The 19,838-nt window shown below is 50.4% G+C and carries 23 protein-coding genes and 2 tRNA genes; 8 read left to right on the forward strand and 17 right to left on the reverse strand.

The genetic code is table 11. From position 1 onward, the window contains the following. Positions 1–8 precede the first annotated feature (8 nt). Entirely contained in the window at positions 9–1,484 is a 1,476-nt protein-coding gene (locus J2Z70_RS09050; protein ID WP_209871834.1) for a glycosyl hydrolase, read from the reverse strand. Positions 1,485–1,646: 162 nt separating this feature from the next. Between J2Z70_RS09050 and J2Z70_RS09055 the strand changes: the two genes are divergently transcribed. Continuing rightward, positions 1,647–2,087, forward strand: coding sequence for a NucA/NucB deoxyribonuclease domain-containing protein (locus J2Z70_RS09055; protein WP_209871837.1), 441 nt, complete (start codon positions 1,647–1,649; stop codon positions 2,085–2,087). An 86-nt stretch (positions 2,088–2,173) separates the two neighbouring features. Then, positions 2,174–2,362 (forward strand): hypothetical protein, encoded by a 189-nt coding sequence (locus tag J2Z70_RS09060; RefSeq protein WP_036724199.1) that lies wholly within the window; start codon positions 2,174–2,176, stop codon positions 2,360–2,362. Positions 2,363–2,409: 47 nt separating this feature from the next. Here J2Z70_RS09060 and J2Z70_RS09065 read toward each other — a convergent pair whose 3' ends face one another. Further along, the gene (locus J2Z70_RS09065; protein WP_155991357.1) at positions 2,410–2,565 is read right to left on the reverse strand and encodes a hypothetical protein; all 156 of its coding nucleotides are present in this window, start codon (positions 2,563–2,565) and stop codon (positions 2,410–2,412) included. A gap of 169 nt (positions 2,566–2,734) precedes the next feature. Here J2Z70_RS09065 and J2Z70_RS09070 point away from each other — a divergent pair, with 169 nt between their 5' ends. From J2Z70_RS09070 to J2Z70_RS09080, 3 genes are all read left to right on the forward strand, one after another. Next, on the forward strand, positions 2,735–2,911 hold the full coding sequence (locus tag J2Z70_RS09070; protein WP_076076056.1) for a YjfB family protein: 177 nt from the start codon (positions 2,735–2,737) through the stop codon (positions 2,909–2,911). Positions 2,912–3,054: 143 nt separating this feature from the next. After that, positions 3,055–3,597 (forward strand): ImmA/IrrE family metallo-endopeptidase, encoded by a 543-nt coding sequence (locus tag J2Z70_RS09075; protein ID WP_036724201.1) that lies wholly within the window; start codon positions 3,055–3,057, stop codon positions 3,595–3,597. A 92-nt stretch (positions 3,598–3,689) separates the two neighbouring features. Continuing rightward, on the forward strand, positions 3,690–3,854 hold the full coding sequence (locus J2Z70_RS09080; RefSeq protein ID WP_155991360.1) for a hypothetical protein: 165 nt from the start codon (positions 3,690–3,692) through the stop codon (positions 3,852–3,854). A gap of 10 nt (positions 3,855–3,864) precedes the next feature. Here the strand turns inward: J2Z70_RS09080 and J2Z70_RS09085 are convergent, their stop codons facing one another. Continuing rightward, positions 3,865–4,668, reverse strand: a complete 804-nt coding sequence (locus J2Z70_RS09085; RefSeq protein ID WP_209871840.1) for an undecaprenyl-diphosphate phosphatase — start codon at positions 4,666–4,668, stop codon at positions 3,865–3,867. 194 nt (positions 4,669–4,862) lie between these two features. Then, on the reverse strand, positions 4,863–5,594 hold the full coding sequence (locus J2Z70_RS09090; RefSeq protein ID WP_281068137.1) for a collagen-like protein: 732 nt from the start codon (positions 5,592–5,594) through the stop codon (positions 4,863–4,865). A gap of 647 nt (positions 5,595–6,241) precedes the next feature. On the opposite strand from J2Z70_RS09090, the gene J2Z70_RS09095 reads away from it, so the two are divergent. After that, positions 6,242–6,442 carry a DUF6199 family natural product biosynthesis protein gene (locus tag J2Z70_RS09095; protein WP_036724228.1) on the forward strand — a complete coding sequence of 67 codons (201 nt, stop codon included), beginning with the start codon at positions 6,242–6,244 and terminating at the stop codon, positions 6,440–6,442. A gap of 993 nt (positions 6,443–7,435) precedes the next feature. Beyond that, complete coding sequence (locus tag J2Z70_RS09100) at positions 7,436–8,170, forward strand: hypothetical protein (RefSeq protein WP_209871845.1); 735 nt, start codon at positions 7,436–7,438, stop codon at positions 8,168–8,170. A 146-nt stretch (positions 8,171–8,316) separates the two neighbouring features. Here the strand turns inward: J2Z70_RS09100 and J2Z70_RS09105 are convergent, their stop codons facing one another. The 5 genes from J2Z70_RS09105 to J2Z70_RS09125 all read right to left on the reverse strand — a co-directional run bounded on the left by J2Z70_RS09105 (position 8,317) and on the right by J2Z70_RS09125 (position 11,749). Beyond that, a complete protein-coding gene (locus J2Z70_RS09105) occupies positions 8,317–8,727 on the reverse strand; it encodes a hypothetical protein (protein ID WP_209871848.1) in 411 nt (136 codons plus the stop codon). A gap of 72 nt (positions 8,728–8,799) precedes the next feature. Beyond that, on the reverse strand, positions 8,800–9,078 hold the full coding sequence (locus tag J2Z70_RS09110; RefSeq protein WP_036724232.1) for a hypothetical protein: 279 nt from the start codon (positions 9,076–9,078) through the stop codon (positions 8,800–8,802). A gap of 114 nt (positions 9,079–9,192) precedes the next feature. Next, positions 9,193–9,636: a phage tail tube protein gene (locus tag J2Z70_RS09115; protein WP_209871851.1), complete on the reverse strand. Its 444-nt coding sequence runs from the start codon at positions 9,634–9,636 to the stop codon at positions 9,193–9,195. A gap of 3 nt (positions 9,637–9,639) precedes the next feature. Continuing rightward, entirely contained in the window at positions 9,640–10,443 is an 804-nt protein-coding gene (locus J2Z70_RS33855; RefSeq protein WP_209872478.1) for a phage tail sheath subtilisin-like domain-containing protein, read from the reverse strand. A 157-nt stretch (positions 10,444–10,600) separates the two neighbouring features. Continuing rightward, positions 10,601–11,749 carry a YARHG domain-containing protein gene (locus J2Z70_RS09125; RefSeq protein WP_245368115.1) on the reverse strand — a complete coding sequence of 383 codons (1,149 nt, stop codon included), beginning with the start codon at positions 11,747–11,749 and terminating at the stop codon, positions 10,601–10,603. Positions 11,750–12,177: 428 nt separating this feature from the next. Between J2Z70_RS09125 and J2Z70_RS33225 the strand changes: the two genes are divergently transcribed. Then, positions 12,178–12,651 carry a site-specific integrase gene (locus J2Z70_RS33225; protein ID WP_245368116.1) on the forward strand — a complete coding sequence of 158 codons (474 nt, stop codon included), beginning with the start codon at positions 12,178–12,180 and terminating at the stop codon, positions 12,649–12,651. A 287-nt stretch (positions 12,652–12,938) separates the two neighbouring features. Here J2Z70_RS33225 and J2Z70_RS09135 read toward each other — a convergent pair. The 8 genes from J2Z70_RS09135 to carA all read right to left on the reverse strand — a co-directional run bounded on the left by J2Z70_RS09135 (position 12,939) and on the right by carA (position 19,814). After that, positions 12,939–13,012, reverse strand: a tRNA-Ile gene (locus J2Z70_RS09135). 49 nt (positions 13,013–13,061) lie between these two features. Beyond that, positions 13,062–13,135, reverse strand: a tRNA-Met gene (locus tag J2Z70_RS09140). Between the two features lie 85 nt (positions 13,136–13,220). After that, complete coding sequence (locus J2Z70_RS09145; protein ID WP_019909365.1) at positions 13,221–13,385, reverse strand: hypothetical protein; 165 nt, start codon at positions 13,383–13,385, stop codon at positions 13,221–13,223. A gap of 158 nt (positions 13,386–13,543) precedes the next feature. Continuing rightward, complete coding sequence (locus tag J2Z70_RS09150) at positions 13,544–13,804, reverse strand: hypothetical protein (protein WP_209871857.1); 261 nt, start codon at positions 13,802–13,804, stop codon at positions 13,544–13,546. Positions 13,805–13,866: 62 nt separating this feature from the next. Beyond that, on the reverse strand, positions 13,867–14,508 hold the full coding sequence (gene pyrE, locus J2Z70_RS09155) for an orotate phosphoribosyltransferase (protein WP_209871862.1): 642 nt from the start codon (positions 14,506–14,508) through the stop codon (positions 13,867–13,869). Further along, positions 14,505–15,221, reverse strand: coding sequence for an orotidine-5'-phosphate decarboxylase (gene pyrF, locus J2Z70_RS09160; RefSeq protein WP_209872480.1), 717 nt, complete (start codon positions 15,219–15,221; stop codon positions 14,505–14,507). The genes pyrE and pyrF overlap by 4 nt, the downstream gene beginning before the upstream one ends. A 188-nt stretch (positions 15,222–15,409) precedes the next feature. Continuing rightward, a complete protein-coding gene (gene carB / locus J2Z70_RS09165) occupies positions 15,410–18,631 on the reverse strand; it encodes a carbamoyl-phosphate synthase large subunit (RefSeq protein WP_209871864.1) in 3,222 nt (1,073 codons plus the stop codon). 1 nt (position 18,632) lies between these two features. After that, a complete protein-coding gene (carA, locus tag J2Z70_RS09170) occupies positions 18,633–19,814 on the reverse strand; it encodes a glutamine-hydrolyzing carbamoyl-phosphate synthase small subunit (protein WP_209871867.1) in 1,182 nt (393 codons plus the stop codon). Between the last annotated feature and the right edge of the window lie 24 nt (positions 19,815–19,838).

The raw sequence follows: 19,838 nt of genomic DNA on the forward strand, positions 1-19,838 counted from the left end.
ACACTTAGTTATGGAAGGTAGAGGGCTCCTGCCGGAATTACGCCTTTGGCCTGGCTGGGGCTCTCCCACATCAGTACCGCCCGCGCATCCCCCTGGTTCTCATAGTACTCCACCTTCAGCTCATGCAGCTTCCCTGCAATCAGACTCACTGTGCCTTGCCGCTCCTGCCCACTCTGCTTAATCCAGCTGTCAATAACCAGCTTCCCGTCAATCCATACCCGGATTCCGTCATCTGAATACGAATAGATCGTGTAGGTCTCACTGTAGGCAGCGCTTATTTGGCCGCTCCAGCGTACGGAGAACAGATCTGCGTGAACGGCCGGATCAGGCGCCGCCTGCCTCCAGGCGAAGTTAATATTGGCATCTGTCCGGGTGAGGGCAGGCGTGCCGCTAAGCGTAATATTGTTATAATACTGACCATAGAGGCCCGGCTTGGGGAGTACCCCTCCTGAAGAAGCATACGCCGCAGCCTTGGCCGAATAATCATCTCTGGAGAACACGGCACTATTCTTCATAAAAGCCTGAATTACTGCATCCTTATTGCGCTCGTACAGCATCTTGCCCCAGGTCATCTGGTAGCTCCATTTGTTCTGCGTGCCTGCCAGCACAGCTGGCGGAGGAAGCTCCCCGTTCTCGCCGATGGCAATCAGCTTGCCGCGCCCCAGGTCCCAGAGCGTATCATGATGGCTTACCTTGTAATCCCCCTCGAAAATATCCGCTGCCAGCACATCCACTCTGCCGCTGCCCGGATAATACTTCGCCGGCTCCTCACTATTCTTGTTCTTGGCATTCGGACTCCACACCCACAGCAGATTGTGCAGCTGATGATAGACGGTGTACCGCTGGAACATGATCTCCCAGAGGGTGACGAAGGAGGACTTTTGCCCCCACCAGAACCAGCCGCCGTTCATCTCGTGGTAGGGTCTCCAGAGTACGGGAACACCGGCGTCATTGAGCTTTTTCAGGAAAACAGCTACCTTATCCAGCTCAGCAATCATTGCCGTATACTCTGGCGTTCCCGGTGTGATGTACTTGCTGAAATTAGCTTCGCTGAGGCTCATGGAGACATTCGTCCAGGCTGGAGCGCTGCCCGGCAGGTTGGCATGATAGGTCATCGCTACGATCCCCCCGGCCTTGTGCCAGCGGATCGCACTGTCGGTTACGCCCTGCCGCTGGCTGCTGATGAGCTTCTCCGTCTGGTTGCTGATCGGCCCCATCTCATAGCCGTGCAGTCCGGCATAGCCGCCAGCCGTATTCTTAAGCTTGTTGTTGATATCATCCGGGCTCTCCAGGTAATCATGCTGACCGCTGATCATTCCCTGGCCCTGCAGCCAGTACAGCGTCTCCAGCAGCTTCCGTGCAGGCGCCCCCAGCTCCGCGTCAGCGGGAGACATCTGTATTTTGCGAAAAGCCGCTTGCCACTGCACATCACCTATCAGCCGTGAGGCTGAATCCAGCAGGTCCCTGAGGTTGCGCTGTTCCACATTTTCCACCATCCTTTTCCTTGTGTTTGTACATATTATGACGAATTGTGGAACTTCAGCACGGCAAATACACAGAATTAGGGCTGTCACAATCCGTTATTCTTACGCTATACTATTCAGGGCACAGGCATTATACCCATACCCACATCCAAAGGAGCAGATATGAAAGCCAAAAAGTCCATCATCAGTCTCATCATTATCGCCCTGCTCAGTCTTGCCGCCTACCTGCTGGAGGAGAACGGGCAATGGCTGCCGCAGACCCCTTCTGCGAATCCTTCGGAGGTCGTGAAGCTGAAGTTCCCGGCAGACCGCTACCCGGAGACCGCGAGGCACATCCAGAAGGCCATCCGCAAGGGAGAGTCGGCCATCTGCACGATCAACCGCAAGGAGGCGGAGGAGAACCGCAAGGCGTCTCTGAAGGGAGTCCCCACGAAGAAAGGCTATGACCGGGATGAATGGCCGATGGCCATGTGTGATGAAGGCGGAGCCGGGGCACATATTGAGTACATAACACCCAGTGATAACCGCGGAGCGGGAAGCTGGGTCGGCAATCAGCTGGAGGCGTTCGCAGACGGTACGCGTGTGGAGTTTATTTTCAAATAAGCCGGCCTGTGGGGGATGTTGTTCAATTTCACTGCGATAAAGCGTAGAATGAAATGGGATAATATAACTTAGATGGAGAGCCGGAAGTGTTCTATATCTGTTATCGGGGCAAACGGCTGTACGGCCCTATGTCCGAAGCTGAAGCCTTACAGGAATGGTTCGCGCTTGCAGGAACAGTCAAGGAGCTCTATATTATTGAAACCGATGCAGCTACAGGCAGAATCAAACGCCAGATCGGGCCAACGGTCCGTGCTCATAAGAAGAAAAAGAAATAGCCCTATCCGGCACAGGCCGGACAGGGCTACACTGGCTATAGGCGGTTCTAGAACAAACAGGCTTTAGTGATGATAACCAGCAGAATGAACAGAACCAGAATGGCACCTGTCGAAGTCCAAGGGCTTACTACCGGAACGATTGGAGGTCCCTGATTCACTCCACCTACGTTATTTCCACAACCGCAACCATACTCTGCTCCCATAATTAATTCCTCCTCTTGAATATTGAATACAGCACAGAATATGTGGAATTCCGCCCCGTTGCATGGGCCAATTGGCAAAGAAATGCCTTTCACCTAACGGACAGGCGTCCAGTAGTCGATATAGAGTATGAAGCAATAACTTAACAACAAATGAAGGGAGGAATGCCGGATGGATATTGCTGCATTATCCGTAGTGATGAGCCAGTCATCCTTACAGCAGGCCGCAGGGCTGCAGGTGATGAGCCTTGCCAAGGAGCAGGCACAGAGCAGCGCCCAAGATATGGTTCAGATGCTGAGTCAGGCCACGCACCCCACCTTGGGAAAAACACTTGATATTCGGGCGTAATTCCTTTATGCTTACATACATAGGAACACCCGTTCCATATTTCAGCCGTTGAAGAGTACGCGCTGAACTGCTGCTTAGCCCTTAAGGGCTTTTCTTTTGGCCAATAACACGAACATACGATCTTATATATGGGGTGATTGATTATGCAAGGCTATTATCAGATGACCGCTTTGGAGAAATGGACAGAGGATCTATACCAGCGCATTGGCGTCCGCAAGCCGGCCGATATCTCCATTGATTACATAGCGAAGCAGCTCAATATCTGGGTACACTATCTGGATGTCAGAAGCAAGGCGATTGAGGCTGCGGCCGGAATGTACAGTATGTTCATCGACAACCGCCTCCCTCCCGAGCTGCAGCGGCTGGAATTCCTCCACGAGCTCTGTCATTTGCTGCGGCATGCCGGCAAGTCTACGCTTATGCCCGGAGTGTTCACGCAGGCGCAGAGAGATGAATCCGACCGGTTCATTCTGTATGCCTCCATGCCCTATAGTATGATCTCCGCGAATACGCTGCCCGAGCTTCGTGAGGATGCCGTTGCCGAGCTGGCTGTAGCGTTCCAGGTTCCCGTTCCCCTCGCGCTGCAGCGGATCGACCAGATCCAGAGACGGATTTTCCAGGGGCAATTAATGGCTGTTATGGAACGTAACGAAGACAGAAATATCATCCACAGACATATTCGCTAAGCGCTGCGGGGATAATACGCTATAGACCCGGAGGGCGGAGATTCCCCTCTATAACAGGGTTAGATTCTACTGTAAAGGGGATCAAGATTAACGTGGAAGCCTTGAAAGTCATTCAATTATTGCTGACTCACCCTGAATATAGCGTGGATGCCGTTCATCCTGAAATTCCGGATTTTGTGGGTATCGAGACGATTGAAGTGGACCACGTTACCCAGACCTTCTCCATCCTGCTGCAGGAGCCTAAGGAATACGGCTGAGAGCAGGATTTTACAGTATAACAATTACATAGAACAGCCCCGCTAACACGAACCGGTACAGCGCGAACCACTCCAGGCGGAGCCGCTTGATCAGCTTGATGAACGTGACTACTGCAATCATGGCTACGAGGAAGGACGTCACGAATCCGATCAGCATCAGGGTCAGCGTATCTGAATTGAGTAGATCCCTGCTGTCATACAGGTCCAGGAGGCTTGCTCCGAACATCACCGGCACGGAGATCAGGAAGGTGAAGTCCGCAGCGGCTTTCTGGCTGGTTCCCAGCAGCAGACCGCCTGAGATCGTCGAACCGGATCTGGAGAACCCGGGCCACAGTGCCAGACACTGGAACAGCCCGATGCCGAAGGCTTGTGTATAATTAAGACCGTCAACCGTCTCTGACGTTACGGATCTCCTGCTGCGTGTAGCGAGGATCATCAATAGGCCACCGGCAATCAGACCAATAAGAACCGGCTTGGGGCCGAATAACTGGCTCTTGATCGTGTCTTTGAAGAGCAGATACACCACTAGTGCCGGAACCATAGCCAGGAGCATGTGGATGGCGTTCAGCCCCTTGCCCTTGGAGAAGTCCAGCTTCAGCATATTCATCCCGATGTTCATATACTTCTTCCAATATAGCAGCAGCACGGCCATTACCGCACCTAGCTGGATCACGATTTTGAAGGTAACCGCAGCCTCCCCCTCGAACTCCAGCAAATCCCCTGCCAGGATAAGGTGCCCGGTAGACGAGACCGGCAAGAATTCAGTCAACCCCTCAATAATCCCTAATATAATTGCTTTGATAGCTTCAGTCATTGGTGAATAGCCCCTCTCGGAAGTGAATCAATATATTTCCAGTATAAGAGGCTAAGATAGAATTCCCCATCGAATGAGCTAACAATATGGGAGTTGGTGTGACAACAATGTCACGTGGTTTATTGTGATCACAAAAAAGCCACCAAGCTACTGGTGGCAAAATTTTATTATGCTCTATTCGTTTAAAATAGCCGCTACGCTAATTGTGTAATAACAAGATGTGCTGAAACGGGTCTTGTTCCTCCTGCAAGAGGAGTAATCGTAAGTGCAGTGGAGTTTCCGGCAGGATTACGAACGGTTAGAATACTGTTAATGACCGTTGTTTGCACAATAGCCATTTCTACGATTTGTGAGGTACCTGTTGCCCGCCCCACTACGGTATAAGCGAGATCTGCACCATTTAAAGTCAAGATTAGTTGTCCGGCTTCGGTCACGCTAACCTGAAACAGCACCTGATACGTCCCAATGGCCGCTAAATTAAAAGAACTCGGCCCGGTCCGGGCAATCGTTGTTCCGCTGGTAGGGCCATCTTGTGGAAAGCTAACATCTGTGCCCGGCGCTACCGTTGCTGCATTATCAGGAGGCATCAGAGCAAAGAAATCAGCAAATCCTAATACTCCTCCCGCCGTTCCTGTTGCCCCGGTTGCTCCTGTGGCCCCGGTCGCTCCTGTGGCTCCTGCAGCTCCTGCGGCTCCGGCTGGCCCAGTGGCTCCTGTGGCTCCAGCCGGCCCTGCAGCCCCTGCCGCTCCGGCCGGCCCAGTAGCTCCGGCAATGCCTTGTGGCCCAATCGCTCCCGCCGGACCAGGTTCACCCTGCGGGCCCTGGGGACCTATGAGGCCCTGTGCTCCCGGAATTCCCTGCGCCCCTTGCGGGCCAACGGGCCCCGCTGCTCCCTGGGGGCCTATCGCTCCGGATGGCCCGGGCACACCTTGGGGGCCTTGGGGCCCTGGAGGGCCACCGGCAGGTCCCTGAGGACCTGCTGTTCCCTGGGGGCCTCTTGCCCCCGGGATTCCCGGTATGCCTGGGGAGCCCTGTGCTCCTTGGGGCCCTGTGGGACCAATGACGGTAGGTGTAGTGACATTGACTTCAGGCGGTGGACAGGTTACTTTAACCACCTTTTTAATCACTTTTTTAACAACTTTCCGATGTTCTTTTCTTTTTCTTTTTGAAGGAACAAGGGTGACGATTTTTTTAGGATGACATTTTTTATCGTCTGGACAACTCAATACGGACACCTCCCTAATAAGATAGTGTAGTGTACGCATTACATCCGATTTAGAAATGGACGAACAACTAGTTTTTACTAGTCAGCAACCTAATTCCAAAAAAACGGGCGTTAGCCATAGTAGTTACGCCCTTGAATACATCACAATGTCCCACACCAAATTTTATTATTTTTCGTATTTTAGGATTGGACAACTGATACTTCCCTGTCAGATCCGAATTTCTAATTCGGGTCTGTTTTTTGGTTATACTCCTTCAAACTCATGCTACATCAATTAAGCTGACGTTATAAAAGATGTGCAACTTCAGATGCACAATTCACGTAAAACTGATAAAGGAGTTGGTAAAAATGGTTGTCTTTGCTATTCTATTTGTACTGATTGCAATCCTGAATATCTTCTTCCCGGCCATGGGCTGGTATATGCGTTATGGTTGGATGGTAAAGGGCGATTCCGAACCAAGTGAGGCTTATCTCATGATGAGCAGAATAAGCAGCGTTATTGTACTTATAATCTTTTTCTTGTTCTTTTTGCCTTCTATGTTTGGTTAGGGGTGTACGTTAACAATAAAACAGGAGCTGCTGGCGCTTCCCTGCCAACCACTCCTGTTTTTATTTTCATTTAAAATTTTCAGCCCTGTTAAGGAATAGCAATGAGCGCATGGGGAAGGCCAGACGATTGCCGATACAATAATATTTTCAACGGTTCCGTGGATAACTATAAAATAATGTATTGGAAAGGTAAAATAATGAAAAATACTACTAAATCGTTTGTTTACATATGTTGGTTCGGGGCGCTTGCTATAAATATTCGGTTGTTAATAAGATCATTTTCAAACAATGAGCCTGTATTCTCTAATATAGTAGGTGTTGCTTTATTGGTAATTGCTATTATTAGCTTACATTTCAGCGAGAAAGCTAAAGAACAAAAGAATGGAAGTAACAAGTAATAAAATTAGTTAGCTTGCTTGAAATCCCATCTATGACCGGACTGACTCCATCTTGTGCTTTTATGTGCACCCGTGAATCGCTCATACCGCGGACTCAGCGTCCGCGCGAGATGCTGAGCGGCGTAAATCTTCTGCTCCGGATCGAGCGCGTCGAAAGATATCATCGACGTTCGCACGACCCAGCCGGCGCGCCTCGTCCGATGCATTACCAATTCGGCCGCCTAAATCATTTGCCGCACTCCGGGAACGACGAAGATCAGATACCAAGTTATCCCCCGTCTGTCCTGCAGCCCGGCGGAAGTCGAGTAAATCATCAGTTGCTCCACGGAGTGCAGTCCGCATACTCCGGACTGCACCGGAAATAAAGTCCCTCGCTTCAAACGGGACCGTCACTTTTGTTGTCGCTGCAATGGTTTTTCACCACCTTGCATTTATAGATATAGGTCTTTTAAGCATTCGAAATATAAATCTACAAAGCAGGATATTTAAACAAATTCACGAATAACTGGGATGAGCATATTGTGAAGTTCGTTAAGGGATTTCATCAGAGATAACGCAAAACTTATTAATAAATTTAATACTGAAGGGAAGCATTATGAAAAAAGTAATGATAATATTATTTTTCTTGGTTCTTATTGGTTGTTCTCATAATGAAAAAAGTAAATTTTCTACAAATAACTCAATAAATACAAACAAAAATGAAACAAAAGAAGTAAAGACAACCGTTAAAATAAAGGCAGAATCAAGCGAAGCCCCTGGAACTAGCGATGAATCAGAAATTAATAATCAGATTAGCTCTGAGGCAAATCCTAACAACTCTAATATCACCTCAGAAAACCAGTCTATTTCGAGTGAAGACGCAGCAATAAAATTAGTGAGTTCCAAGTTAAATCAAGAGCAATTAAGGATTTCGTCTATAAATATAGTTGGAACTGATGATGAAGGGAATTACATAGTTAAACAATCTAGTAAAGTTACAACTGAAGTCATGGAGTGGTACCATGTGAATCTAGTTACTCAAGAGATTAGTTGCGAGATACTTGGAGACACCTGTCTTGATGACTACACTCCCCTGGTAACAGATGATCTAAACGAGCTTTCCCTAGAACAGCAACAGGCTTTGGAACTTGCTAAATCATTTGCAGCCGATAATTTAGTTCAACACGGCTACGTCGATAAACTTACATATGTTGAGTTTTCTCAGATGGAAAATGAAAATTTTGTTTTTCAGATTTATAATCCAGGATCTGGGGGGACAGATACAATTGATTGGTTAACTGTGGATCTAGACCAAGGTTCTGTTGTTTCAAAATTTTATTTAAGCAAATAAAGATCTATATCATTTTCTTAGAACTCTCTTGGCTTCTTCTTCGGCGACCATGCCGGCCGCAAGACAGAAATAATACTGCCGCTGTTTATCTACCTCATACGGAAGGACCTCAGCTGGCAGCCGCTTCTGGTTTATCCAAAAGGATGCTATCCAGCTTGCTTCTCCGTCTTGCTTGATGAGTTTTTTGCTTCTTTCAATAATGCATCCTTTGTCTCCTGGAACTTGGTCACTGCTTTGCTCAGCTCCGCATAATCAGCAGGGTTGTCCAGGATGCGCGGCGGCAGCTCATACTTATTGATACAATTGAAAGCCAGCAGCAAATCCTTGTTATTCCAATCAAATTCGTGTTCCGTTGCCTTGACAATCATCACATCAATCTCGTTATAGGATTCTTTCGGATCTCCGTTCTCTTCATAAGCCAGCTCATAGGCCCGGCGTACCTCAATGGTAGTCAGGCGGCGTACTGACCAATCCTCTCCGTCTGCTGGTACCATGATGGTATCATCGTTCCGGCCTGCTTTACCCTTGGATAGATATTTTTCTAATTTATCGGTCATGCAAAAGACCTCCATATTTTTGTATTAGAATGCAAAAAAGTCGCTGGCGCTTCCCTGCCAACGACTCTTTTACTATTTTCGTTTAAAGCTCTTAGCCCATTGGAAAGTCATTTCTTGAAAACTCACCTGTTTACGCCAAGTCTTGTGAGTAGTTTCCCACTCATTAACTGCCTTTTTGTACGGTGTGTAGAACCACCAATCACTGATATCCCAAGAAGAAAAAATCTTTCTATAGGATTTTCCAAATGAAATGTCATGAGGATATCTTCTTACAGCCTTGCTTGCCTGCCGTTTGATCCAACGACTTGCCTGCTCTTTACATACGGGTGTTTTCTTAATACTTCTACTCAAATCAACTCTAACCTCCTTCAGGGAAGCTAGAGTCCGTCCAGTAATTTCATTGATTCACCCCTTATTTTTCCTTGATCAAATCATAAACCGATTAAATCACTGAAGCAACCATCTTTATGCCATATAAGCTGGGAACTGCTCAATGAAATCAAAATCATTCGCAGTCCCGGAAAGTGTGATATCAATTCCGTTATTGTCGTCGATCTTAGCCACCAGGAGATCCATCTCATCATGAATATGCACGCCGCTGATCATCACTCGTTCTACATTGCCAGTTTGCATGTCCTCGAGAGAGCCGGTGATCCCGTCCAGGAACATCGTCTTACTCGCCTTGAAGTCAGCCAGAAGGCGGTAACGAAGGGCAGACTCCAACTTCGACATCACCAGTTTCACCGTAATTTCATACCCAACAATTTGCTTCGTCTTGGACATCTTCCGCGCACGGATAATGTCCAGCGTCTCCGGCTTCAGGATAACTTCTACTTCTTTGATGGTCTGAATTGAATCCCCGTTATCATCCTGCACAGCTAAATTACGGCCAATCAGCTCGCGTTCCATGGATTACGCCACCTCCCAATCAATATTAAAGATTTCAATCGCATCGAGAGGCTTTGCCGACAGGGAAAAGTATGCGTAATCTGGGTCGCTCACCTTTGTCGGGTGCTCGGTAAAGGTGAATTCATCACCGATGGCCTTCTGCTGCGCCCGCACCTTCAGATAGCTGACGACCGCAGCGATGAACAGCCCTCGGCCGTCCTTGTCATTGTCCAGCTTGGCCTTATTGGCTTTACCAGCAGCGTAGATGTCGTTCAAGATCTGGTCGATTGTCATCGACACGCGGATCTTCCCGAAGTCCTCCCGCTCCCCAGCTCCCAGCGTGGTCAGGGTGTTCACTGCAGACTCGATAATATAGTCGTAGCCGTCTCGAGTGGCCATCAGGGTTCCTTCGGACAAACCCTTCAATACCTCCGAATGGCTCCAGTCCACCTTAGCCTGTGTCATTGGCACCTTAACACCTGTAAAGGACCGATTCGCAGGCGTGCCCGAGACCAACCCAGCCACCCACGCAGCCCACCGAAGAGAGTCATAGGTCTTACCGTTGGTATGTTCACCGGCCAGAGAGCAATTAATAATAAAGCGGGCATTTGCATCACGGCTGCGGGTATTATGGATCTCGATGTCGTCGTCTGCAGAAGCCGCACCAGCAATAACTAGTTGCGCCAGCTTGCGCGCCTTGGTCCGGCGATCCAGCAGCCACTGCTTGGCCGCTGCTTGTACCGCCGCCTCGGAGGACTGCAGATAGACGACATCAAACACCAAGCCGTCGATCCGGTTGAAGACTCCGCTCCAGTTTGCTGCAGTAATGGCTGCGGTACCGGTGACTCCACCGTCCTATACTACCGCTGTTTTTTAAACTATCGTTTCCCGTTAAACAGTTGATTACTCGTCAATCCGATCACGTGTGAGATTAAATAATTGTCCAAACCGACTTTTACAACGGGTCCAGAACGCCATTCTCCGTCTAATCATATAAAATCAACCCGTCAAAAAAATCACTATAGTCCACATCCTTATCGCTCATTGTGTACCAGACTTCCTTCCCCGTGCTAGTTTGAAACTTGATATGGCCGAGTTTGTCATCACCCAGAAATTTTACGTTGTCATCGGGTTTCAGCGAAAAGGTTTCGCCCGTATCATCTTTATGAAACTTCACGGTAATTTCCTTTTTGATCGTTAAAGGCGTCGGTGGTTCCATCGGATAAAAGTCCTGGTGCTCTTCATGAAGAGCATGTTCGTTATCCAGATGGAATACCAATTCACGGAACCAGGTTTGAAAATCCTTGCTTTCTTTTGCGCTGACCACTCGTCCATGGCCGTCAAACATCGAGCTGTGTGCCGAGAAACCGGGAAGTTCACCTATCTGCTTTAGGGTTTCACCGTCATAGGCATAGAAAGATGTTGATCGTAGAAAATCCATTTGCGAATCCATTTGAAGTGCAATCTCAAAATATTGATCGTCAATATCCAAATCGACAATATCAAGATAAGGAAGCAGCTCACTGCCCACCTCCATCGTGATGTCCTTCACCTTCAGCTTGAAAGCCCCTAATTCCGTTTCAGGAGGGATTAACTGGATTTCTTCTTCACTACCATCTCCGTTCAGATCCACTTTCATCTTCTTCTGTTTAAAGCCCGAATCGCCTGTGTAACCCCGTAAATGGACGTCATCTATGTGGGCAGGTTCGAGCTTATAGGCAGCATATTTGGCTTCGTATTCATGAAGTAACGCAACGTTCTGTTTCTCCGTCGGGTTAAGATGCTCCTTGTAAGTAGAGTCTGCATGATACCAAGGCTTGGCGGCAAAGTAGTCCTGCAAATCCTTCCGCTTGAATACATACCCATGCCTTGCAAATATCTCGTTGCGCGCAAGCTCCAGTATATGGTTGTCCAGGCTGCCGATCTTTTCCGGGGACAGCACCGAGTTCGAGCTGTCCTTCAGAATATAATCCCGTGTTGCCACAGTGGAAGGAACACCAGTTGTTTCACTTGCTGCAACTAGCTTACCCTTCCCACCTTCAGCACCCTTCTCATTTTTCGTATAAGTACAGCCAGAAAAGATTAAAGACAGGATAATCACCCCATATATAAGCAAAAACTTCCGAAAATCCATTTTGTTTACACCCACTTCGTCATATGAATTCGATATGATAAACGCATATAAATATACCATAAAGTGGAATCTGCGTATAGAAAAAACGAATCTTCCATCTCTGAAGGTCCGCGACTGTTTGTATCGCTTTTGATTTTAAATGTTCGCTATCCTCCCGTTAGCTTAATGATCATCATCAGCCCCCTCCACTTTAATGCATATTAACGAAACGGAGATTAGTCTGGAAACTTGCAGGCATTAACTCCACGTAACATCAAAGGATTTTATGCTGAACTCAGAAAGAAATATTCAAAGGATTATGTGAAGAACATTCACGGAGTGCTGAAACGCGCGCTCAGGCTTGCATATACAGAATCGGGGTTACTGGCAGAAGACATCATGAGTAAGGTGTCCATGCGGAGCAAAGTAATGGAAATGAACAAAAAGAAATGCAGTTCTGGACCATTGAAGAATTTACTCAGTTTTTGCAATCCTCAAAGCATCATGTTCACTACATTGCTTTTTCATTAGCAATTTACACTGGAATGCGGCGCGGTGAAATTCTGGGGCTGCGGTGGAAAGATATCGATTTTGAGAAGAAAGAGCTGAAGGTTATTCAGACAGCGAATTGGACACGGGATGGATTAGTGATCCAGCGTCCCAAGACAAATGATTCGATCCGGCGGGTAAAACTCTTTCAGAATATTATTGAAGATCTTCTTGAACGCCATGCACAAGTCGAAGCGTACAAGAAGGAGCATGGAGAAGCCTACGAGGACAATGACCTGGTATGCTGTTATCCTGGAGGAGGTTATATTAAGCCGAAGCGAATCACAGAAGGGATGGATGTTCTTATTCGTAAAACAGGGGCAAGAAGATACGGTTCCATGATCAGCGTCACACCCATGCTTCATTTCTACTAGCGATTGGAATAAATCCTAAGGTTGCCGCCGAACGTCTGGGAATGACTCCAGCGATGTTTAATGAGAGGTACTCACTTCTGTTGCCAATCATGCAAGAAGAGGCCGTTGACAGAATTGAAATGAACTCAATAAATTCGCAGAAAAGCAGCTTGAAACTGTAGAATAAAAATCTTCGTTAGCAAATCCGTTAGCAAGCTAAAAAATACGGCCTTTCCCACTCAAGCATATTCGCTCCTACGAGCCTACATACAGTAAAAAACCCTTACAGGGTAAGGGTTTAAGTGAAGTGGGCCCTACAGGACTCGAACCTGTGACCAATCGGTTATGAGCCGACCGCTCTAACCAACTGAGCTAAGGGCCCGGACTAGGATATCCGTATTATACAAGTGCTGTCCGGTGTAATAAGGTAATTGCGGGGGCAGGATTTGAACCTGCGGCCTTCGGGTTATGAGCCCGACGAGCTACCGGGCTGCTCCACCCCGCGTCAGTAAATAATTATTTAAACAGCGACAATAGATAATATACAATATAGCCATGGATAAAGTCAAGGATGATTTTGGTTTTTCTGGCTAAGGCAGAAAACGAACTCCATAACGGCCCTTGCGCGAACGGTATATTTCGACAAAACGCGGATCATGATACCCATAGATCCAGCCGTCCTGCTCCAGTCTTTTGGCAAGGCAGCCCGCTTGAAATCTGGTCCTGAACAACTTGGCAAAATAGATCCAATTCATGATACCCTCTTCTCCTTCATCGCAATAATATATGTCCCGGTGCTATTTATCATGCCCAGTTTTGCAAGAAAATTAGAGGATTGCTCAGCGGAGCGGATGGCAATTTCTGCCCGTATGCAGCTAATTGTAATGAGCCGTTGAGGGGAAATAGTTGGATTTTATACATTTGCTTGGGCGGAAATCGCCTTTTCAAAGGAAATAAGTGGATTTAGGTCATCTAATTCTAGAGGTATCTGCGTTACTATCCATATCGGGCCTGAACAAGTGTATTTTTTCCAACTAAAGTCTCCAGAAGTGTGCTGAGCCATTGAATAGATGCTGTTTTTCCACTTCTTTTCCCTAAGAGCCCAAAAACTAATTAAAGCATTAAAAAAGAAGCCCCATCCCCCGACAAAGGGGACAAAGCTTCTTCTATGCATTCTATACGCTCTACGTACTCTTTACGTACCCTCTACTTATTTCCTGCGTCTTCTCCTAGCCCCTACACACCGAAGGCGGCAGGGTCCTTGCGCCAGGATTGCAGCAGCGCTACATCGCTCTCAGCAATCTTGCCTTGAGACAGCGCTACGTCAATGAGCGTGCTGTAGTTGGACAGGCTCTGGAGCGGAAGCTCCGCCGCAGCGAAGGCTTCTACCGCGCGGTCCAGCTCGTAGCTGAAGATGGCCAGCACGGCCAGCGGGAGGCCGCCTGCTTCCTGTACGGCCTGTGCGGCTTTGATGGAGCTGCCGCCAGTGGAGATCAGGTCCTCGATCACGACCACCTTCTGGCCGGGCTTGATGAGTCCTTCGATCTGGTTCTGCTTGCCGTGGCCCTTGGCCTTGTCCCGGATGTAAGCCATCGGCAGACCGAGCTTATCAGCCACCCAGGCCGCGTGCGGAATACCGGCGGTTGCTGTCCCGGCAATCACCTCGGCGTCCGGGTAGCTGGTTCTGATCAGCTCTGCGAAGGCCTCCGCAATGTAATTGCGGACCGCCGGGAAGGCCATGGTCAGACGGTTGTCGCAGTAGATCGGTGATTTGATGCCGGAGGTCCAGGTGAACGGCTCCTGCGGGCGCAGGGCTACAGCTCCGATCTCCAGCAAATGACTGGCGACCTGTTCACTTCGATTCTCTAATATGCTCATGCTTGGCTCATCTCCTCAATAATAGTCAGTGCTGCTGCTCGCGGATCTGCCGCTGCTGTAATCGGCCGGCCTACTACCAGGTAGTGGCTACCTTGGCGGATAGCCTGCCTCGGAGTCATGACCCGGGACTGGTCGTCCAGGGATGCCCCGGCGGGCCGGATACCCGGGGTAACCGTGCGGAACTCTGGTCCGCAGGCTTCGGCAATCACCACGGATTCCTGCGGCGAGGCTACGACTCCATGCAGGCCTGCTTCCGCGGCAAGCTTAGCATAACGCACCACTGCATCGGTCACTGTTCCAGCTATGCCGATTTCGCGGTTCATCACTTCCTGGCTGGTGCTGGTAAGCTGGGTTACTGCAATGATCAGCGGCATGTGCAGCGACGGCTTCAGGCTGACCGCCTGGGCCGCTCCTTCCACGGCAGCAGCCATCATGGCAGCTCCTCCGGCGGCATGTACGTTGAACATATCAACGCCAAGCAGAGTCAAGCTCTCTGCCCCGCCCTTTACGGTGTTGGGGATATCGTGCATTTTAACATCGAGGAATACCGAATATCCGCGCTCCTTCAGTTCCCGGATGAAATCAGGTCCGGCTGCATAGAACAGCTGCATTCCCACCTTTATATAACAGGGAATGCCTTCGAGCTGTTCGATCAGCGCCCGTGCCTGGTCTGCATTCGGATAATCCAAGGCGACCATCAGGCGTCCGGCCATTTCATTACGCTTCTCTACCTGTCCGATGTTCTCATGTTCATGCTGCTGTGCTGCTGAAGTCTGCTCCACAAAGTCAACCCTCTCTCATTGTTATCTGGCAACATTCCAGGTCCCGGGCATAGGTGAACGGTCTGCGCTAACGCAAACCGTTCCTGTAGCAGCCTCTTAAAGCTGCCTCACCCTCTATCTTATTGTCCGACAAAAGCAGGCATCGACTGGGACGAGAAGTTAATCGTCTGCAGCATTCTCAGCAGCGCCGTTACCGTATCGAGCGAGGTCATACATACGACGCCGTTCTCTACCGCTTCACGGCGGATGCGGAATCCGTCACGCTCAGGCGTTTTGCCCTTGGTCAGTGTATTGAAGACGAAGTTCGCTTGACCGCCGCGGATCAGATCCAGGATGGTCGGCTCGCCTTCATCCAGCTTGTTAACGTTCATCACGTTCAGCCCGGCCTGCTCCAGCGCAGCTGCTGTACCGCCGGTGGCGATGATTTTGTAGCCCATGGCATGGAAGCCCTTCATCAGCTCAACCGCTTCAGCCTTGTCTTTGTCGGCTACAGTTACAATGATTGCCCCGGTAGCCGGGATCTTCATGCCTGCTCCGATCAGGCCCTTGTAGAGCGCCTTGGCATACAGCTTATCGCGGCCCATGACCTCACCGGTGGATTTCATCTCCGGTCCGAGCGTAGGCTCGACTCTGCGCAGCTTGGCAAAAGAGAACACCGGCACTTTGACCGACACATAATCGCTCTCCGGCCACAGGCCTTCAGTGTACCCGTCTTCCTTCAGCTTGCCGCCGAGAATGATCTTGGTCGCCAGGTTCGCCATCGGAATACCGGTCACCTTGCTCAGGAACGGAACCGTACGCGAGGAGCGCGGATTCACTTCAATGACATAGACCTCGTTCTGATAAATGACGAACTGGATGTTCACCAGCCCGATGGTCTTGAGCTCCTTGGCAATCTTGATGGTGATCTCGGCAATCTTCTGCTTCAGACCTTCATCCAGATATTGCGGCGGGTAGACAGCGATGGAGTCGCCGGAGTGAACCCCTGCGCGTTCCACATGCTCCATGATGCCCGGAATGACAACCGTCTCTCCGTCGCAGATGGCGTCCACTTCCACTTCCTTACCCAGCATATAGCGGTCGATCAGCACCGGATGCTCCGGATTCACTTTTACCGCTTCAACCATATAGCTTAGCAGCTCTGTGTCGTTGTAGACAATCTCCATGGCGCGTCCGCCCAGGACATACGATGGTCGAACCAGCACCGGATAACCGAGTGATTGCGCGGTTTCGACAGCCTCATCAATATTGATTACGGTCTTGCCTTTAGGTTGTGCGATATCCAGACGGGCCAGCAGCGCTTCGAACTTCTTGCGGTTCTCGGCTTCGTCGATGCTCGCAAGGCTGGTACCCAGAATGTTCACGCCCGCAGCCGCAAGCGGTGCAGCCAGGTTAATCGCGGTCTGTCCGCCGAACTGTACGATGACTCCGATCGGATTCTCTTGGGCAATCACGTTCATGACATCCTCGAAGAACAGCGGCTCAAAGTACAGGCGGTCCGAGGTATTGAAATCCGTCGATACGGTCTCTGGATTGTTATTGATAATTACAGCTTCGTAGCCAGCCTTCTGTATGGCCCATACCGCATGTACCGTAGAGTAGTCGAACTCAATTCCCTGGCCGATACGGATCGGACCCGAGCCGAGTACAATGACCTTCTGCTTATCGGAATGAATGACCTCATTCTCGGTCTCATAGGTGGAGTAATAGTATGGCGTTGAAGCCTCAAATTCTGCGGCGCAGGTATCGACCATTTTGAAGACCGGAACCAGCCCTTGCTGCAGACGCAGCACACGCACTTCCGCCTCCTTGGTGAATGCCCCGCCTGGACGGCCTTCGGCACGGATCTCGGCAATCGCCCGGTCTGTGAAGCCCTTACGCTTGGCCTGATACAGTATGTCAGCAGACAGTGTCTCTTCGGCACGGATCTCGTCCTCGAAGCTCACGAGCCCTTCGATCTTGGAGAGGAACCACCAGTCCACATTCGTAATATCCTGAATCTCCTGCAGCTCATAGCCGCGGCGGAAGGCTTCCGCGATCAGGAACAGGCGCTCATCATCCGGCTTGGCAAGTCTATAGCGCAGCACACTCTCTTCAAGCAGCTCCGCTCCCGGCAAGCGGAAACGGTGGACACCAATCTCCAGCGAGCGGATGGCCTTGTGAATCGACTCTTCAAAGGTACGGCCGATCGCCATCACTTCACCGGTCGCTTTCATCTGCGTACCCAGCTTGCGGTTCGCCGAGATGAACTTGTCGAACGGCCAGCGCGGGATTTTGCTGACGATATAGTCCAGTGTAGGCTCGAAGCAGGCGTAGGTCTGTCCGGTCACCGGATTGACGATTTCGTCCAGCGTGTAGCCGAGTGCGATCTTCGCTGCCATCTTAGCAATCGGATAGCCGGTCGCCTTCGACGCCAGCGCCGAGGAGCGGCTGACACGCGGATTCACTTCGATCACATAATACTGGTAGCTCTGCGGGTCCAGGGCGAACTGGACGTTACAGCCGCCTTCAATATTCAGCGCGCGGATAATCTTCAAGGAAGCGCTGCGCAGCATCTGATATTCACGGTCAGACAGCGTCTGGCTCGGGGCCACTACGATACTGTCGCCCGTATGTACGCCCACCGGATCAAAGTTCTCCATGTTGCAGACCACGATACAGTTGTCGTTCGCATCACGCATAACCTCATATTCGACTTCCTTCATGCCGGCGATGCTCTTCTCGACCAGACACTGGCCGATCGGGCTGTAACGGATACCGGCCTTGACGGTCTCACGCAGCTCTTCTTCGTTGTCGCAGATTCCGCCCCCTGTTCCGCCCAGCGTGTAGGCAGGACGGACGATCAGCGGATAGCCGATTCCTGCGGCGAAGCCCAGAGCTTCTTCCACACTGGTAATAATCGCACTTTCCGGCACCGGCTGATCCAGCTCGCGCATCAGCTCGCGGAACAAATCGCGGTCCTCCGCTTTCTCGATGGATTCAAGCTGTGTACCCAGCAGCTTCACTTTCTCTTGCTCTAGGACTCCGGCACGGGCCAGCTCTACAGCCATGTTCAGGCCGGTCTGTCCGCCGAGTGTCGGCAGCAGTCCGTCCGGGCGTTCCTGACGGATAATGCCAGTAACGAATTCCAGCGTAATCGGCTCGATGTATACTTTGTCAGCCATATTGGTATCGGTCATAATCGTCGCCGGGTTGCTGTTAATCAGTACGACCTCGACGCCCTCTTCCTTAAGGGCCTGGCAGGCCTGAGTGCCTGCATAGTCGAATTCGGCAGCTTGACCAATAACGATCGGGCCGGAGCCGATAACCAGAATTTTTTTGAGTTTGTTGTTCTTAGGCATGTTATAGAGCTCCTTTCACGGCTTCAAGCTGGGGTACGGATGATTTAGGTGCCGTGATTCTGGCATTCGCTGCAAGCTGCGCCTGACGCGATCCGGCCGGCCGCTGTGCCTTGTGGTCTGCGATCAGCTGCAGGAAGCGGTCGAACAGATAACTGCTGTCATGCGGTCCCGGCGCCGCTTCCGGATGGTACTGCACCGAAAAAGCAGGGTAGCGGGTATGCTTCAGTCCTTCAACGGTCTTGTCATTGTTATTGATATGGGTAACTTCCAGGTCTGTACTGGAAATGGATTCCTCATTCACGGTGTATCCATGGTTCTGTGAGGTGATGAAGCAGCGTCCGCTCTCCAGCTCTTTCACCGGATGGTTCCCGCCGCGATGGCCGAACTTGAGCTTCTCGGTATCGGCGCCGCAGGCCAGGGCGAACAGCTGGTGTCCCAGGCAGATCCCGAAGATCGGGTATTCGCCGAGCAGCTCGGAGATCGTCTGTACCGCATAAGGCACATCCTTCGGGTCTCCAGGGCCATTCGAGAGCTGAATGCCATCCGGGTTCAGGCGGCGAATCTCGTCTGCGGTGACATCATGAGGGACAACCACTACATCACAGCCGCGGTTGTTCAGCTCGCGCAGAATACCGGTCTTCGCGCCGTAATCGACCAGCACGATGCGTTCTTTGGTGCCCGGGCTGCTGTAGGCTGCTGTAGTTGAGGTACGTGCAACCTGATTGCGCAGCTCTTCAATGGTCGTGTCACCCATCATCTCCATCAATTCTTCCACACGCTTGTTCGAAGTGGTGAGGATTGCCTTCATGGTGCCATAGTGGCGGATAATGCGGGTAAGCATACGGGTATCAATCTCGCTGATGCCGGGAATGTCATATTCCTTCAGCAGATCGTCTACACTGTATTCAGCACGCCAGTTGCTGGGTACGGATTCGTGACGCCGCACCACAAAGCCGTGTACAAAAGGGCGCACGGACTCGAAGTCATCACGGGTAATACCGTAATTCCCGATCAGCGGATACGTCATGGTGACGATCTGCCCACAGTACGAAGGGTCCGATAGTACCTCCTGATAGCCTGTAATTCCTGTGTTAAAAACAACCTCGCCCGTCTTCTCGCCTTCCGCGCCAAATGCGGTGCCTGTAAACAGTGTTCCGTCCTGAAGCAGCAATCTCGCCTGCATGCCTTCCACTCCTTCTTGTTTCTG

This window comes from Paenibacillus silagei, assembly GCF_017874735.1.
In the GTDB taxonomy this organism is placed as follows: Bacteria; Bacillota; Bacilli; order Paenibacillales; family Paenibacillaceae; genus Paenibacillus_AQ; species Paenibacillus_AQ silagei.